Annotated in this window: 15 protein-coding genes and 1 tRNA gene; 13 read left to right on the top strand and 3 right to left on the bottom strand. The window is 63.4% G+C overall.

Annotated features, from left to right (window positions below; genetic code table 11):
* Window positions 1–81: 81 nt before the first annotated feature.
* The 3 genes from OKW27_RS33980 to OKW27_RS33990 all read left to right on the top strand — a co-directional run bounded on the left by OKW27_RS33980 (window position 82) and on the right by OKW27_RS33990 (window position 3533).
* Complete coding sequence (locus tag OKW27_RS33980; RefSeq protein ID WP_184059342.1) at window positions 82–720, top strand: phosphatidylserine decarboxylase; 639 nt, start codon at window positions 82–84, stop codon at window positions 718–720.
* Window positions 721–744: 24 nt separating this feature from the next.
* Window positions 745–1617, top strand: a complete 873-nt coding sequence (gene pssA, locus OKW27_RS33985; protein ID WP_018420002.1) for a CDP-diacylglycerol--serine O-phosphatidyltransferase — start codon at window positions 745–747, stop codon at window positions 1615–1617.
* A 368-nt stretch (window positions 1618–1985) separates the two neighbouring features.
* A complete protein-coding gene (locus OKW27_RS33990; protein WP_018420003.1) occupies window positions 1986–3533 on the top strand; it encodes a 2-isopropylmalate synthase in 1548 nt (515 codons plus the stop codon).
* Between the two features lie 126 nt (window positions 3534–3659).
* Here OKW27_RS33990 and OKW27_RS33995 read toward each other — a convergent pair whose 3' ends face one another.
* From OKW27_RS33995 to OKW27_RS34005, 3 genes are all read right to left on the bottom strand, one after another.
* Window positions 3660–5222 carry a SulP family inorganic anion transporter gene (locus OKW27_RS33995; RefSeq protein ID WP_090803753.1) on the bottom strand — a complete coding sequence of 521 codons (1563 nt, stop codon included), beginning with the start codon at window positions 5220–5222 and terminating at the stop codon, window positions 3660–3662.
* Between the two features lie 109 nt (window positions 5223–5331).
* Entirely contained in the window at window positions 5332–5967 is a 636-nt protein-coding gene (locus tag OKW27_RS34000) for a carbonic anhydrase (RefSeq protein ID WP_018420005.1), read from the bottom strand.
* A 226-nt stretch (window positions 5968–6193) separates the two neighbouring features.
* Window positions 6194–6745, bottom strand: coding sequence for a hypothetical protein (locus OKW27_RS34005; RefSeq protein WP_090803756.1), 552 nt, complete (start codon window positions 6743–6745; stop codon window positions 6194–6196).
* Window positions 6746–6932: 187 nt separating this feature from the next.
* Here OKW27_RS34005 and OKW27_RS34010 point away from each other — a divergent pair, with 187 nt between their 5' ends.
* The 10 genes from OKW27_RS34010 (at window position 6933) to OKW27_RS34055 (ending at window position 15755) form a co-directional block, all read left to right on the top strand.
* A complete protein-coding gene (locus OKW27_RS34010; protein WP_429336033.1) occupies window positions 6933–8357 on the top strand; it encodes a branched-chain amino acid ABC transporter substrate-binding protein in 1425 nt (474 codons plus the stop codon).
* Window positions 8358–8555: 198 nt separating this feature from the next.
* Window positions 8556–8828, top strand: coding sequence for a 30S ribosomal protein S15 (rpsO, locus tag OKW27_RS34015; protein WP_008920609.1), 273 nt, complete (start codon window positions 8556–8558; stop codon window positions 8826–8828).
* A 345-nt stretch (window positions 8829–9173) separates the two neighbouring features.
* Window positions 9174–11309, top strand: a complete 2136-nt coding sequence (gene pnp, locus OKW27_RS34020) for a polyribonucleotide nucleotidyltransferase (RefSeq protein WP_176078899.1) — start codon at window positions 9174–9176, stop codon at window positions 11307–11309.
* A gap of 150 nt (window positions 11310–11459) precedes the next feature.
* A complete protein-coding gene (locus OKW27_RS34025; protein WP_090803759.1) occupies window positions 11460–12476 on the top strand; it encodes an NAD(P)H-quinone oxidoreductase in 1017 nt (338 codons plus the stop codon).
* Between the two features lie 165 nt (window positions 12477–12641).
* Window positions 12642–13418, top strand: a complete 777-nt coding sequence (gene tpiA / locus OKW27_RS34030; RefSeq protein WP_429336034.1) for a triose-phosphate isomerase — start codon at window positions 12642–12644, stop codon at window positions 13416–13418.
* A gap of 82 nt (window positions 13419–13500) precedes the next feature.
* The gene (gene secG, locus OKW27_RS34035) at window positions 13501–13875 is read left to right on the top strand and encodes a preprotein translocase subunit SecG (RefSeq protein ID WP_090803763.1); all 375 of its coding nucleotides are present in this window, start codon (window positions 13501–13503) and stop codon (window positions 13873–13875) included.
* Window positions 13876–13987: 112 nt separating this feature from the next.
* Window positions 13988–14072 (top strand) — tRNA-Leu (locus OKW27_RS34040).
* Between the two features lie 158 nt (window positions 14073–14230).
* Entirely contained in the window at window positions 14231–14590 is a 360-nt protein-coding gene (locus OKW27_RS34045) for an NADH-quinone oxidoreductase subunit A (protein ID WP_018420012.1), read from the top strand.
* 62 nt (window positions 14591–14652) lie between these two features.
* Window positions 14653–15132 (top strand): NuoB/complex I 20 kDa subunit family protein, encoded by a 480-nt coding sequence (locus OKW27_RS34050; RefSeq protein ID WP_187627007.1) that lies wholly within the window; start codon window positions 14653–14655, stop codon window positions 15130–15132.
* Window positions 15133–15152: 20 nt separating this feature from the next.
* On the top strand, window positions 15153–15755 hold the full coding sequence (locus tag OKW27_RS34055) for an NADH-quinone oxidoreductase subunit C (protein WP_090803764.1): 603 nt from the start codon (window positions 15153–15155) through the stop codon (window positions 15753–15755).
* Window position 15756: the final 1 nt, after the last annotated feature.

The following is a 15756-nucleotide window of genomic DNA, read 5'->3' on the forward strand; positions in this document are numbered from 1 at the left end:
CAGTCAAAAAGCCGTCCAAGGGTGCTGAACCCTGGGCGGCTTTTGCTATCCTACGGTTTTACAAAAACACAGAAGCCATCCATGAATTACCCTCATCCGATCATCGCGCGAGAAGGCTGGCCGTTCATCGCCATCGCGGCCGTCGTTGCATTACTGGTTCACGCCTTCGGGGGGTTCGGCTTTGCGTGGCTCTTCTGGCTGATCCTGATCTTCATCGTGCAGTTTTTCCGCGACCCGGCGCGTCCGATTCCGACGCAGGCCAACGCGGTGCTGTGTCCTGCCGACGGTCGTATCGTCGCGGTAGAAACCGCGCATGATCCTTATGCGAATCGCGAAGCGCTGAAGATCAGCGTGTTCATGAACGTATTCAACGTGCACTCGCAGCGCTCGCCCGTCGACGGTGCGATCTCGAAAGTCGAATACTTTCCTGGCGCCTATCTGAACGCGGCGGTCGATAAAGCCTCGCTCGAAAACGAGCGCAACGCGGTCGTGATCGAAATGGCCGGCGGCCAGACGGTCACGTCGGTGCAGATTGCCGGGCTGATCGCGCGGCGGATTCTTTGCTACGTCCGTGCAGGCGAGCCGCTGACCCGCGGCCAGCGTTACGGATTCATCCGCTTCGGTTCGCGCGTCGACGTGTATTTGCCGGTGGGCAGCCGTCCGCGCGTGTCGATCGGCGAGAAGGTGTCGGCGTCGTCCACAATCCTCGCCGAGCTGTAAAGCGGCATACAGGAGGTTGTCCGAATGGCCGCATTCAAACCGCGTCGACCCCGCAGCAGTGGACCGCTGCCGCGGCCGTTTCGTCGCAACAAGCCGCCGGTGGTCACGGAGTCGCCGGTCGCCGACAGCCGGCGCGCGCAGCGTCAGCAGTTCCTCAGAAAACGCGGCATCTACCTGCTGCCGAACGCATTCACCACGGCCGCGCTGTTCTGCGGCTTCTTCGCCGTCGTGCAGGCGATGAACGTGCGCTTCGAGATCGCGGCGATCGCGATCTTCGTCGCGATGGTGCTCGATGGCATGGACGGTCGCGTCGCGCGCATGACGCATACGCAAAGCGCGTTCGGCGAGCAGTTCGACAGCCTGTCGGACATGGTGTCGTTCGGTGTTGCGCCCGCGCTCGTGATGTACGAATGGATCCTGAAGGACCTCGGCCGGTGGGGCTGGCTCGCGGCGTTCGTCTATTGTTCCGGCGCGGCGCTACGGCTCGCGCGTTTCAACACGAATATCGGCGTGGTCGACAAGCGTTTTTTCCAGGGCATGCCGAGCCCGGCCGCGGCGGCACTGATCGCCGGTTTCGTGTGGCTCGCCACCGACAACCGCGTGCCGCTGAAGCTCGTCTGGCTGCCGTGGGTCGCCTTCGTGCTGACCATCTACGCGGGCGTGACGATGGTGTCGAACGCGCCGTTCTATAGCGGCAAGGCGCTCGACGTACGGCATCGCGTGCCGTTCGGCGTGATCCTGCTGGTGGTGGTCGCCTTCGTGCTCGTGTCGTCCGACCCGCCGTTGATGCTGTTCGGCCTGTTCGTGCTGTACGGTCTGTCCGGCTACGTGTTCTGGGCGTATCAGGCGGTGCGCGGCCGGGCCAATCCGGCGCGTTCGATGTCGCACGACCGTTGAGGATTTGAACCGCGCTGCATCGCAGCGACGTACGAAAAACGGCAGCCTGCAGGCTGCCGTTTTTCGTTGGTTGGTGCCGTTACGCGGTCGCTTCGGACAGCGCCGCAGGCCGCCCCGGCGCGCATTGCGCGGTGGCTGGAATGCCGCTATAGTCGTCGGATCAGTGCGTGGGCGTGGCCGATTTTGCCGGGTCGGCGAGGCCGTTCGCTGCGCCGCGCCATCATGCTTCGTTCACGCCCTTATGCGGTTTTGCGTCCCATCCGCACCGGCCGCGATCATCGTGATCGCCCTACCTTGCCAGCGGCGGCGCTCATCGTCCCATTCCAAAACCAAGTCCCACATCTGAACGACTCCCGAGGAGGCCCGACATGTCCGACAAACTGATCATTTTCGACACCACGCTGCGTGACGGCGAGCAATCGCCCGGCGCGTCGATGACGAAGGAAGAGAAGATCCGCATCGCCCGGCAACTCGAACGGATGAAAGTCGACGTGATCGAAGCGGGCTTCGCGGCCAGCTCGAACGGCGACTTCGACGCGATCCATACGATCGCCGGCCTCGTGAAGGACAGCACGATCTGCTCGCTTGCGCGCGCGAACGACAAGGACATACAGAAGGCCGCCGACGCACTGAAGCCGGCCGATCATTTCCGCATCCACACGTTCATCGCAACGTCGCCACTGCACATGGAGAAGAAGCTGCGGATGACGCCCGAGCAGGTATTCGAGCAGGCCAGGCTTGCGGTGCGTTTCGCGCGCAAGTTCACCGACGACGTCGAATTCTCGCCGGAAGACGGCAGCCGCTCGGATTTGGACTTCCTGTGCCGTGTGCTGGAAGCGGTGATCGCCGAAGGCGCGACCACGATCAACATCGCGGACACCGTCGGCTACGGCGTGCCGGAACTCTATGGCCAACTCGTGAAGACGCTGCGCGAGCGCATTCCCAACTCGCACAAGGCGGTGTTCTCCGTGCATTGCCACAATGACCTCGGCATGGCGGTCGCGAATTCGCTCGCCGGCGTGCAGATTGGCGGCGCGCGCCAGGTCGAATGCACGATCAACGGGCTCGGCGAGCGCGCGGGCAATACGTCGCTCGAAGAAATCGTCATGGCGGTGAAGACCCGCAAGGATTACTTCGGACTCGACGTCGGCCTCGACACGACTCAGATCGTGCCGGCCTCGAAGCTCGTGTCGCAGATCACTGGCTTCGTCGTGCAGCCGAACAAGGCCGTGGTCGGCGCGAACGCTTTCGCGCACGCGTCGGGCATCCATCAGGATGGCGTGCTGAAGGCGCGCGATACTTACGAAATCATGCGCGCGGAAGACGTGGGTTGGGCCGCGAACAAGATCGTGCTCGGCAAGCTGTCGGGCCGCAATGCGTTCAAACAGCGTCTGCAGGAGCTTGGCATCGCGCTCGACAGCGAAGCCGAACTGAACACCGCGTTCGCGCGCTTCAAGGAACTCGCCGATCGCAAGGCGGAGATCTTCGACGAAGACATCATCGCCATCGTCAACGAGGAATCGGCGGAAGCGCACGAGAAGGAGCACTACAAGTTTCTGTCGATGTCGCAGCATTCCGAAACCGGCGAGCAGCCGCACGCGAAGGTCGTGTTCTCGGTAGAGGGTAAAGAGATCACCGGCGAAGCGCGCGGCAACGGACCGGTCGACGCCACCCTCAACGCGATCGAAACGGAAGTGGGCAGCGGCTCCGAACTGCTGCTGTACTCGGTCAACGCGATCACGACCGGCACGCAGGCGCAGGGCGAAGTGACCGTGCGGTTGTCGAAGAGCGGGCGCATCGTCAACGGCACGGGCACTGATCCGGATATCGTCGCGGCATCCGCGAAGGCATATTTTTCGGCGCTCAACAAGCTGTATTCGAATGCGGACAAGGTGAATCCGCAGCGCTCGGAGTAACGCGAGCATGGCGCGCCGGTAGCGCGCGATCGCTTGTGTGGATCGGAGGAGAAGCCCCGTGGTGCTCGGCACACGGGGCTTTTTTCTGCCGTCATCGCGCAGCTGCGGTGGCGCGATATGACGAAACTAGTCCGCCGTCGTGCGCCGCAGCGACCAGCCGCGCGTTGCGCGGGCCTGCTCGCGGACTTGAAATCTGACGTCGACGGTAATCCCACGGCGAGGCGCATCGGCGACGAACGCGTCCAGCAGTTCGCGCACGTCGTGGTCGACGAAATCGGCGCGTGTCGCATCGACGATGACGGTGGCGCCATCCGGAATCTGCTGCAGATAGTGCTTGAGCGGCACCTTACCGAGAAACGATACGTCCTTGCGAAACGACAGCAGGTAGTGATCGCCATGCTGCGCGAGCACGATCGGGCCGCGCAGGTTTGCGTACAGCGCGAACAGCATGCTGCATAGGATGCCGAGCACGATACCGATCAGCAGATCGGTGACGAGCACACCGACGACTGTGACGATAAATGGTGCGAACGGCGCGAATCCCTGCCGCGCGAGCCCGGCGAACAACGACGGCTTGGCGAGTTTGAACCCGGTGAAGATCAGGATCGCGGCAAGGCAGGCGAGCGGGATCAGGTTGATCACGCTCGTGAGCGCGAACACGCTGACGAGAAGCAACACGCCGTGAACGATCGCCGAGAGTCGGCTTTTTGCGCCGGCATGGACGTTCGCGGAGCTGCGCACGATCACCGCGGTGATCGGCAGGCCGCCGATCGCACCCGCGATCAGATTGCCCACGCCCTGCGCCTTCAGCTCGCGATCGGGAGGCGCGCGGCGGCGCTCCGGATCGATCTGTTCGACCGCTTCGAGGCTCAGTAGCGTTTCGAGACTTGCGAGGATGGCGATCGTGATCGCAACGCGCCATATGTCGGGATTGACGAGCTGGGCGAACCGTGGGCCGAAGTCGGCCGACGCGAGCACGGCCTGCAGTGCCGCGAACGATTCCAGCGACGGCAACGCGACCCGCCCTTCGGCGGGCGGTGCCAACGATGGCGCGACGAGATTGAGGGCGAGCGTCGCGCCGATGCCGAGCAGCACCACCGCGAGCGGCGCGGGCATGATGCGCACGACAGCGAAGCGGCGCAGCGCGCGCGTTTCCCAGCCGGCGAGGATCGCGAGCGACAGCAGTGTGATCAGCACGGCGGTCAGTGAGATTGGGCCGAGCGGCGTTGCGACCGCCGCCGCCGACTGGCCGGAGTCGGCGGTGCCGGACAGCCCCAGCGCAACGGGAAACTGCTTGAGGATCAACAGCACGCCGATTGCCGCGAGCATCCCCTTGATCACCGGCGACGGCACGTAGGCGGCGAACCGGCCGGCCTTGAGCATGCCGAAGCCGAACTGGATGACGCCCGACAGCAGTACGGCCAGCAGGAAAGCGGAAAAGCCGCCAAGCCGTGCGATGCCGTCGACGACGATCACGACGAGGCCCGCGGCCGGGCCGCTCACGCTCAGACGCGAGCCGCTCAGCGCGGCAACCACGAGCCCGCCAATGATGCCGGACACCAGTCCGGCAAACGGGTCGACGCCCGATGCGTGAGCAATGCCGAGGCAAAGCGGCAGGGCCACCAGAAAAACGGCCGTTCCGGCGAGCACGTCGCTCTGGAGCGCGGAGAAAGAGGTTTGATTGTCCATGGTGTCGAAGAGCGAGAGGTGGGACGATGGGCGACGAACAGGTATGGCCCGATGACGATTCCGCTGTCGGCTCCGTCCGCGGTTCGAATGGGACGGGCGACGCGCTTCGCTAGGCCGCGCTGTGCGCCGCGGTCGTGCAGGTCATCGCGTCGTCGGCGGTATAGCCGGAGGTGAGAACCTTGATGCGCCCGTCGTCGAGCGCAAAGATCCAGCCGTGCACGAGCGGCGCCGGCTCAGCCTCGTGCACGATCGGGCTCGCCCGTAGCTGCCGCACCTGTTCGAGCACGTTCAGCTCGGCGAGGCGATTGACGCGATCCGGCTCGGTCGCTGCGCCGTCCAGCTCCGAGTGATGCGTTTTGGCGAGTGCGCAGAGCGGCGCGATACGGCGGTTCACATGGGGCAGCGCGGGGTCCGGCGGCAGCAGCGCGGCGCGCACGCCGCCGCAGCCATAGTGGCCGCAGACGATCACATGGCCGACCTTGAGCACCCGCACCGCGTATTCAAGGACGCTCGCGACGTTATCGTCGCCGGGATGAAACAGGTTGGCGATGTTGCGATGGACGAACAGATCGCCGGGCTCGCAATGCGTGATCGTTTCGGCGGGCACGCGGCTGTCCGCGCAGCCGATCCAAAGAATGTGTGGATTCTGTCCGCGCATCAGGTCGCGAAAAAATGCCGGATTACGCGTCGCGGTTTCATGGGCCCACGCGACGTTGGCGACCAGCAGGTGTTTGGGTCGGTTCATCGTAGCAACTCCGTATGAGAGGCAATTGACCTGGCACCGGACCGAAACCGCGTCTGCACGTGATTGCGAGCCGGTGCTCGAACGGCGTTTACAATAACCTTTCTTTCGCAAAATTGTGGACGTAAACAGGATAAAATTCTGTTTTATGCTTAAACAATAAAAAAGCCGCCTATCGAAGGCGGCTTTTTTGAGATTTGGTGCTTCTTCCGAAGAGGGTGCTCAGTGCTCAGAACAGGTTGCGGCGGTCGGGGTCGTGCAGCGGGTCGGGGGTCTTCTGCGTGAGGCGCAAGATGCCCTGGTCATCGAAGTAGAAGTTGTACATCATGTACCAGACGTTGTCTTCGAGATAGCGATAGGTCCAGACTTCGCGCCTCATCAGCGGGAAGTACGACGTTTCGACCGGGCGGCCGAAGTTCACCAGCACGTCGCCGCGTGTCCATTTGCCGATCTCGGCGCGGTAGAACTCGTTGGGCTGCAGCACCTGGCGCATGTTGATGATCTTGCCGGCTGCGTTGATGTCGGCGGCGGTGGTGGTTTCGCCCATCGGTTGGGTCGGCCACATCAGACGCTTGCCGCCGTCGGGCAGATCATAGGTTTCGCGCGGCGGACCGAGACGCGCGATGACCGTCGATGCGTCCGCTCCCGGTTGATACTGCTGCCACGGCTGGGCGCAGCCGGCGAGCGCGAGCACGCTCAGGCAAACGAGCGCGGCGCGGCGCAGACTGGCGCCGGCCGGGGCTGTGATAGCAGCGGCCGTGGGGTGGTGGCGGTTCGGCATGTATTCCTCCGATGGCGTTTGAATAGCGGTTCTTATCATCGAAACGCACCATTTTGACACGCGCTGTGGCGAAAGAACGGCGTTGCTTGCACGTGCGTCGCCATCAAACGGTAACGGATGCGCCGGCTTGCCTATTCCGTGCGCGTCATCCTATGATCCGCGCTTCGAAGATTCAGGCGGGACGACCATGACGGCGATGTGGCGAGGGGCGGCGGCGGTTGCGCTGATGGCGATTTCGATGGCGGTGGCGGGAGTTGGCGTGGCTGAGGCGGCGAATCCGGCCTCGACGGGCGCGAGTCAGGCGTCCGCGCAGGAGACCGTTCCGCCCACCGGCAAGCCGGGGAGCCGCGCGGCCACGCTGGCGGCAAGCCCGGCCGGTAATCACGCAAGCAAGTTCGCCAGCCTGCCGGCCGGCAAACTCACCGGCACGCCAATCCAGCTCGCGCTGATCGAAGGCATGTCCGGCCCGTTCGCGAACGCGGGCGCGGCAGTCGAGCGCAATCTGCGTTTCGGTGTCGAGCAGGTCAACGCGCACGGCGGCGTGGAACTCGCGGACGGCGCGCATCCGTTCGAACTCGTCGTGCTCGACAGCAAGGGCAGCACGGAGGAAGCGCTGACGCAATTGCGCGCGGCCGCGGATCGCCATATCGGCTACATTCTGCAGGGCAATAGCTCGGCGGTCGCCGCGGCGCTGATCGGCGCGATCGAGAAGCAGAACAGCCGCGAGCCGGACAACCGCGAACTGTTCCTCAACTACTCCGCCGACGACCCCGCGCTCACCAACGCGGACTGCAGCTTCTGGCACTTCCGCTTCGACGCGCACGCCGGCATGCGGATGGCCGCGCTCGCCGACGTGATCGAGCGCGACAAGGCGGTGAAAAAGGTGTACCTGCTGAACCAGGATTACAGCTTCGGACACGACGTGAGCAGCCTTGCGCGTTCGACGCTCGCGGCGAAGCGTCCCGACATCGCGGTGGTCGGCGACGAATTTCACCCGATCGGCCGCGTGAAGGATTTCGCGCCGTACATCGCGAAGATCCGCGCGAGCGGCGCGGACGCCGTGATCACCGGCAACTGGGGCAACGACCTGACGCTGCTCGTGAAGGCGGCGCGCGAGCAGGGCCTCGACACGAAGTTCTACACGTTCTACGGCAACAGCCTCGGCGCGCCGGCCGCGCTTGGCGACGCGGGCGTGGGTCACGTGATCGCGGTGGCCGAGTGGCATCCGAATGTCGGTGGCGCGGCCTCCGACGCGTGGTACGCGGCGTTCCGCGCGCGCTTTCCGGCCGCCCAGGACGACTATCCGGTGCTGCGCATGCCACTGATGATCGAAACGCTCGCCGCCGCGATGAGCCGCGCCGGCAGCGCCGCTCCGACGGCGGTCGCGAAAGCGCTCGAGGGCATCCGCTTCGACAACGGTATTCACGCATCGTGGATGCGCGCCGATGACCATCAGCTGATCCAGCCCCTCTACGTGATGCAGATGGACAAAGCAGGCACACCCGGCGTGCATTTCGATAACGAAGGGTCGGGCTATGGCTTTCGCACGGTGCTGGCGATACCAGCCGAACGCACCCTATTGCCGACGGTCTGCCGGATGCGGCGCCCCTGAGCGCCCGCGAGCGACACTCAATCCGCCTTGCTGGCCCGGGGTTCGCGGCCGGAATCGGCTGTGCTACAATACGCCTCCCGTTGTTGGGCTGGGTTCAGTTAATTCAGCCACGAACGGGACTCAGTAAATTGTGAAACGGGTATCCCACGGCACGGCCTTTCTTCCGTGACCGCCTGTCCAGTTATCAAGGAAATTGACATGTCCGCAGTTGAAGCAAGCAAGAAGTCCGAAGTCGTCGCGCAATTCGCACGCGCAGCCAACGACACCGGCTCCCCCGAAGTTCAGGTCGCGCTGCTCACGACCCGTATCAACGAACTGACCTCCCACTTCAAGGAGCACACGAAGGATCACCACAGCCGCCGCGGTCTGCTGCGCATGGTGAGCCGCCGTCGCAAGTTGCTCGACTACCTGAAGGGTAAGGACGCGGATCGTTACCGCAGCCTGATCGAGAAGCTGGGTCTGCGTAAGTAATCGGCCAGTCGTTCAGCAAGATGCCTGTGTCAGTTTCGCTGATACAGGCATTTTGTTTTTGCGCGGCGCGCTGCGTGTAACGCGCACCGCCTGTGATCCGCGGCGTATGCCGGTTCGCGCGGCGTCTACGGGCAAGCGCAGTAGCAGTAGCAGAACAGCGGTAGAAGAAGCAGTAACAGGAAACAAGGCCGGGCTTCAGGGCAGAGTTTTGTGTCATTCCAGCGGTTCGCGCGCAGTCGCAGCACGTGGCTCTCTGGAATGGCATAGCACGACTCTTCCCATGCGGCGCCGGCCTGGCGTTGCCGCGCCGCTCCGGTCCGCGCGGCATTACGATGAGGAAAAGCAATGACTATGTTCAATAAGATCGTCAAAGAGTTTAAGTGGGGGCAGCACAACGTTCGCCTCGAAACCGGTGAAATCGCTCGCCAGGCGGGCGGCGCGGTGATCGTCGACGTCGAAGATACCGTGGTGCTCGCCACCGTGGTCGGCGCGAAGACCGCGAAGCCGGGCCAGGACTTCTTCCCCCTCACCGTCGATTACATCGAAAAGACTTACGCCGCCGGCAAGATCCCGGGTGGCTTCTTCCGTCGCGAAGGCCGTCCGTCGGAAGGCGAGACGCTGATCTCGCGCCTGATCGACCGTCCGCTGCGTCCGCTCTTCCCGGAAGGCTTCTACAACGAAGTGCAGGTCGTGATTCACGTGCTGTCGCTGAATCCGGAAATCCCCGCCGACATCCCTGCGCTGATCGGCGCCTCGGCGGCGCTCGCGGTGTCCGGTCTGCCGTTCAACGGCCCGGTCGGCGCGGCGCGCGTGGCCTACATCAACAACGAATACGTGCTGAACCCGACGCGTCCGCAGATGAAGGAATCGGCACTCGACCTCGTCGTCGCCGGCACGGAACGCGCGGTGCTGATGGTCGAATCGGAAGCGCAGCAATTGAGCGAAGAAGTGATGCTCGGCGCCGTCGTGTTCGGTCACGAGCAGATGCAGACCGCGATCGACGCGATCCACGAACTCGTCCGCGAAGGCGGCAAGCCCGAGTGGGACTGGCAGCCCGCCGCAAAGAACGAAGCGCTGATCGCACGCGTGACCGAACTCGCGCAGGCCGATCTGCTCGCCGCTTACCAGATCCGCGACAAGCAGGCTCGCTCGACCAAGCTGAAGGAAGTCTACGCGGCGACCTCGGCGAAGCTCGAGGAAGAAGCGGCAGCAGCGGGCACCGTGGCGGCCGACAAGGCGTCGGTCGGCAACGTGCTGTTCGACATCGAAGCGAAGATCGTCCGTACGCAGATCCTGAACGGCGAGCCGCGTATCGACGGCCGCGACACGCGCACCGTGCGCCCGATCGAAATCCGCACCGGCGTGCTGCCGCGTACCCACGGCTCGGCGCTGTTCACGCGCGGCGAGACGCAGGCGATGGTGGTCGCGACGCTCGGCACGAAGGGCGACGAGCAAAACATCGACGCGCTCGAAGGCGAGTACCGCGAACGCTTCATGCTCCACTACAACATGCCTCCGTTCGCGACGGGCGAAACGGGCCGCGTCGGTTCGCCGAAGCGCCGTGAAATCGGTCACGGCCGTCTCGCCAAGCGCGCGCTCGTCGCGTGCCTGCCGAGCGCCGACGAGTTCGGCTACTCGATCCGCGTCGTGTCGGAAATCACCGAGTCGAACGGATCGTCGTCGATGGCTTCGGTGTGCGGCGGCTGCCTCGCGCTGATGGACGCCGGCGTGCCGATGAAGGCGCACGTCGCCGGTATCGCGATGGGCCTGATCCTCGAAGGTAATCGCTTTGCGGTGCTGACCGACATTCTCGGTGACGAAGATCACCTCGGCGACATGGACTTCAAGGTCGCGGGTACGGAACAAGGCGTGACCGCGCTGCAGATGGACATCAAGATTCAGGGCATCACGAAGGAAATCATGCAGGTCGCGCTCGCGCAGGCGAAGGAAGGCCGCATGCACATCCTCGGCAAGATGACCTCGGCCGTGGCCGGCGCGAACACCCAACTGTCGGAGTTCGCACCGCGCATGATCACGATCAAGATCAACCCGGAAAAGATTCGCGACGTGATCGGCAAGGGCGGCTCGGTGATCCGCGCGCTCACCGAAGAAACCGGCACGACGATCGACATTTCGGATGACGGCGTCGTCACGATCGCGAGCACGAACAGCGAAGGCATGGCCGAAGCGAAGCGTCGTATCGAAGCGATCACGATGGAAGTCGAAGTGGGCCAGGTGTACGAAGGCACCGTGCTCAAGCTGCTCGACTTCGGCGCGATCGTGAACATCCTGCCGGGTAAGGATGGTCTGCTGCATATCTCCGAGATCGCGAACGAGCGCATCAAGGACATCAACGACTATCTGAAGGATGGCCAGCAAGTGAAGGTCAAGGTCATCCAGACGGACGAGAAGGGTCGTGTGCGTCTGTCGGCGAAGGCATTGCTGAACGACGCGCCGCAAGGCGAGCCGACGCCGCAGTAAGGCGGTAGCGGACAAACGGCCGGCCGTGTCATGCGCGCCGGCCGTTTTTCATGCAGGATGGATTGCCTTGCGCATTCGAATCGCAGCGCGGCGCTATGGCAGACGGCAGCAACGGGTATGTAACGCAATCCAATCTTGGAGTTGACGCAGATGAAAGCGATCGAAATCACTGAATTCGGTGCGCCGGAAGTCCTCAAGCTGGCGGAGCGTCCGACGCCGCAGCTCAAGGCTGGCGAGGTGCTGATCAAGGTGGCGGCATCCGGCATCAATCGTCCGGACGTGTTTCAGCGCAAGGGCGGCTATGCGCCGCCGCCGGGAGCGTCGGATCTGCCGGGGCTGGAGGTGGCGGGCGAGATCGTCGGCGGCACGATCGACGCGAAGAGCAACCCGTTTGGTCTGAAGATCGGCGATCGCGTGTGCGCGCTGCTCGCGGGCGGCGGCTACGCGGAATTTGCGGCCGCGCCGCTGCTGCAATGCCTGCCGGTGCCGACGGGGTTGTCGGATATCGAAGCGGCTTCGCTGCCCGAGACTTTTTTCACGGTGTGGAGCAACGTCTTCAATCGCGCGCAGCTCGGCCAGGGCGAGGGCGGTGCGAATGAAACGCTGCTCGTGCAGGGTGGTTCGAGCGGCATCGGCGTGACGGCGATCCAGATTGCGCACGCGCTCGGCTTCCGTGTGTTCGCGACCGCGGGTTCGGACGAAAAGTGCCGCGCGTGCGAAGCGCTCGGCGCCGAACGCGCGATCAACTACAGGACTGAAGATTTCGTCGAAGTCATCAAGTCGCTGACCAACGATCGTGGCGTCGACGTGATCCTCGACATGGTGGCAGGCAGCTACGTGCCGCGCGAATTGTCGGCTCTCGCCGACGGTGGCCGTATCGTACTAATTGCGCTGCTCGGCGGCGCGAAGGCGGAGCTGAACCTGAACGAAGTGTTGCGTCGTCGTCTGACGGTTACCGGTTCCACACTGCGACCACGGCCGATCGAGTTCAAGGCGCAGATCGCCGCGCAACTGAAGGAGCGCGTGTGGCCGCATCTCGAAGCTGGGCGCATCAAGCCGGTCGTGCATCGCGTGTTTCCGGCCGCCCAGGCCGCCGACGCGCATGCGCTGATGGAAAGCGGCACGCACGTCGGCAAGATCGTGTTGACGTGGGGTCAGGAGGCTTGACGTCATCGGTTTGACCCGATCCACCCCACGCAGTAAAATTGCGCGTTTTGCGCGCGCCGGATCAATCCGACGGGCGGGCCGCGAGCGCAGGAACAAACTGCAGCGAGGCGCGAGCGAAGTCCGCCGGCAGCAGGCCGGACTGGCAAGACAGGACAATACTAGACGATGTCGAATCAACAACGAGCCAAACTGGTAGTCGGTAACTGGAAGATGCATGGGCGGCTCGCCGCCAACGCCGCGTTGCTGCAGGCAGTGGCACAGGGCGCCAGTGAATTGCCGGCCGACGTGCGCGTCGGTGTGTGCGTGCCGAGCCTCTATCTCGGGCAGACTCAGTCGCTGCTCGAAGGCAGCCCGGTCGTGTGGGGCGTGCAGGACGTGTCCGCGTTCACGCATGGCGCCTATACCGGCGAAGTGGCTGCGCCGATGGTGACGGACTTCGGCGCCACGTTTGCGATCGTCGGGCACTCGGAGCGCCGCGCGTATCACCGCGAAAGCGCCGAACTGGTCGCGGTGAAAGCGCAGCGTGTGCTCGAGGCGGGTTTGACGCCGATCGTGTGCGTCGGCGAAACGCTCGAAGAACGCGAAGCGGGTTGCACCGAGCAGGTCGTCGGCGGTCAGCTCGACGAGGTGCTCGCGAAGCTGTCGGCTCAGAAAGCGGCTCGCCTCGTCGTCGCGTATGAGCCGGTGTGGGCAATTGGCACCGGCAAGAGCGCATCGGCGGCACAGGCGCAGGCCGTGCATGGGTTCCTGCGCGCACGTCTCGCGGCCAAGGGTGCGGCGGACGTGCCGTTGCTATACGGCGGCAGCGTTAAGCCGGACAACGCGGAAGAACTGTTCCGTCAGCTCGATATCGACGGCGGCCTGATCGGCGGCGCGTCGTTGAAAGATCAGGATTTCCTGGCGATCTGCAAGGCGGCCGCTGCGACCAGCGTGGCTGGTTAAGCTGGGCGTCTCGGCGAGGATGACTCCATTTCGCGCAACACACAGTGTGCGGCGCGGTTAAATAAAGACTCAGGTGAGTGTGATGCTGTATTTGAAAACATTGATTATCGTCGTTCAGTTGTTGTCGGCGTTCGGGGTCATCGGACTTGTGTTGCTGCAGCACGGCAAAGGTGCCGATATGGGCGCGGCTTTCGGCAGCGGCGCGTCGGGTAGCCTGTTCGGTGCGACGGGTTCGGCGAACTTCCTGTCGCGTACCACGGCAGTGCTCGCAGCGCTGTTCTTTGCCACGACACTGGCACTCACTTACCTTGGTGCGTATCACGTGAAGCCGTCGGCAGGCGTGCTGGGCGCGGCAGCTACTGCGCCGGTCGCGGCTTCGCCGGCTGCGGGCTCGGCCCCGGTGGCGGCAGCACCGGCTTCGCCTGCGTCGGTTCCGGCGACGGGCGTGCCGAAATAAATTTTCGGCGGACGTGGTCTTGTGCGTTGAACAATCTGCTTAAGCAAGTTACAATTCAAGTCTTGAAGCGATTCGCGGGTTTTGCAAGTTGTTTTCCCGGATTGCATATAGTGCCGACGTGGTGAAATTGGTAGACACGCTATCTTGAGGGGGTAGTGGCGAAAGCTGTGCGAGTTCGAGTCTCGCCGTCGGCACCAAATGTTATCTAAATGCCAGCCGTTTGCTTCGCTTCGGCTGGCATTTTCACTTCTGGCGTATCGCTGTACGGCTTACGTCATGCGCGTTGAGGAAGTGATTTCGCGTCAGGGGTGCTATGCTCCTGACGGCACTCAGAACCAACCGATTGAGGATTGTCTTGAACCTCGCAGCCTATTTCCCCGTTTTGCTGTTCCTTATTGTGGGCACCGGTTTAGGCGTAGCACTGGTCAGTATTGGCAAGCTCCTCGGTCCCAACAAGCCCGACACCGAGAAAAACGCACCGTACGAGTGCGGCTTCGAAGCATTCGAAGATGCGCGCATGAAATTCGACGTGCGCTACTACCTCGTCGCCATTCTCTTCATCATTTTCGACCTTGAGACCGCATTCCTGTTCCCGTGGGGCGTGGCGTTGCGTGACATCGGCTGGGCTGGTTTCACGGCAATGATGATTTTCCTGCTCGAGTTCCTGCTTGGCTTTGCCTACATCTGGAAGAAGGGCGGCCTCGACTGGGAATGATGGATTAATCGCCGGTTTGCGTGGGTGGCCAGGCTTGCCGCCCCGTCTGGAGTGGAAAGCAAATGAGTATCGAAGGGGTCTTGAAGGAAGGGTTTGTCACCACTACGGCGGACAAACTGATTAACTGGACGCGCACCGGCTCGCTGTGGCCGATGTCGTTCGGTCTTGCGTGCTGCGCGGTCGAGATGATGCATGCGGGCGCTGCCCGTTATGATCTCGACCGTTTCGGCGTGGTGTTTCGTCCGAGTCCGCGTCAGTCGGACGTGATGATCGTCGCCGGCACGCTGTGCAACAAGATGGCGCCCGCTCTGCGCAAGGTCTACGACCAGATGGCAGAGCCGCGGTGGGTGATCTCGATGGGCTCATGTGCGAACGGCGGCGGCTATTACCACTACTCGTACTCGGTGGTGCGCGGCTGCGACCGGATCGTCCCGGTCGACGTGTACGTGCCGGGTTGTCCGCCCACGGCGGAAGCGCTGGTATACGGCGTGATCCAGCTGCAAGCCAAGATTCGCCGCACTAACACCATCGCCCGTCAATAAGGCCAACGCCTCCCCACAATATGGCAAGCAAACTCGAGACCCTGAAAGCGAACCTCGAGGCGGCCTTTGGCGGCCTCCTGTTGAGCGTGACCGAGTCGGTCGGTGAATTGACGATCGTCGTCAAGGCCGGCGACTACCTCAACGTGGCAAAGCGTCTGCGCGACGATCGCTCGCTCGGTTTCGAGCAGTGTGTCGACCTGTGCGGCGTCGATTATCAGACCTATGCCGAAGGCGCTTACGACGGCCCGCGTTTTGCGGCAGTGCTGCATCTGCTGTCGGTACAGAACAACTGGCGTCTGCGGCTGCGCGTGTTCGCGCCGGACGACGACATGCCGATCCTGCCGTCCGTCGTCGATATCTGGAATTCGGTCAACTGGTACGAGCGTGAAGCGTTCGACCTGTACGGCATCGTCTTCGAAGGTCACCCGGACCTGCGCCGCATTCTGACCGACTACGGTTTCATCGGTCATCCGTTCCGCAAGGATTTCCCGGTCTCCGGCTACGTCGAGATGCGTTACGACCCGGAAGAGAAGCGCGTCGTTTATCAGCCGGTGACGATCGAGCCGCGGGAAATCACGCCGCGCGTGATCCGCGAGGATCGCTATGGCGGTCTGAAACACTAAG

Source organism: Paraburkholderia sp. 35.1 (assembly GCF_050436525.1).
GTDB lineage: Bacteria > Pseudomonadota > Gammaproteobacteria > Burkholderiales > Burkholderiaceae > Paraburkholderia > Paraburkholderia tuberum.

Bases quoted from the DNA above. Each gene is read 5' to 3' on its own strand.
- pssA (WP_018420002.1), top strand. From the start codon at position 745: ATGGCCGCATTCAAACCGCGTCGACCCCGCAGCAGTGGACCGCTGCCG.
- OKW27_RS34055 (WP_090803764.1), top strand. From the start codon at position 15,153: ATGGCAAGCAAACTCGAGACCCTGAAAGCGAACCTCGAGGCGGCCTTT.
- OKW27_RS33990 (WP_018420003.1), top strand. From the start codon at position 1,986: ATGTCCGACAAACTGATCATTTTCGACACCACGCTGCGTGACGGCGAG.
- OKW27_RS34000 (WP_018420005.1), bottom strand. From the start codon at position 5,967: ATGAACCGACCCAAACACCTGCTGGTCGCCAACGTCGCGTGGGCCCAT.
- secG (WP_090803763.1), top strand. From the start codon at position 13,501: ATGCTGTATTTGAAAACATTGATTATCGTCGTTCAGTTGTTGTCGGCG.
- OKW27_RS34005 (WP_090803756.1), bottom strand. From the start codon at position 6,745: ATGCCGAACCGCCACCACCCCACGGCCGCTGCTATCACAGCCCCGGCC.
- OKW27_RS34010 (WP_429336033.1), top strand. From the start codon at position 6,933: ATGACGGCGATGTGGCGAGGGGCGGCGGCGGTTGCGCTGATGGCGATT.
- OKW27_RS34025 (WP_090803759.1), top strand. From the start codon at position 11,460: ATGAAAGCGATCGAAATCACTGAATTCGGTGCGCCGGAAGTCCTCAAG.
- OKW27_RS33980 (WP_184059342.1), top strand. From the start codon at position 82: ATGAATTACCCTCATCCGATCATCGCGCGAGAAGGCTGGCCGTTCATC.
- rpsO (WP_008920609.1), top strand. From the start codon at position 8,556: ATGTCCGCAGTTGAAGCAAGCAAGAAGTCCGAAGTCGTCGCGCAATTC.
- OKW27_RS34050 (WP_187627007.1), top strand. From the start codon at position 14,653: ATGAGTATCGAAGGGGTCTTGAAGGAAGGGTTTGTCACCACTACGGCG.
- OKW27_RS33995 (WP_090803753.1), bottom strand. From the start codon at position 5,222: ATGGACAATCAAACCTCTTTCTCCGCGCTCCAGAGCGACGTGCTCGCC.
- pnp (WP_176078899.1), top strand. From the start codon at position 9,174: ATGACTATGTTCAATAAGATCGTCAAAGAGTTTAAGTGGGGGCAGCAC.
- tpiA (WP_429336034.1), top strand. From the start codon at position 12,642: ATGTCGAATCAACAACGAGCCAAACTGGTAGTCGGTAACTGGAAGATG.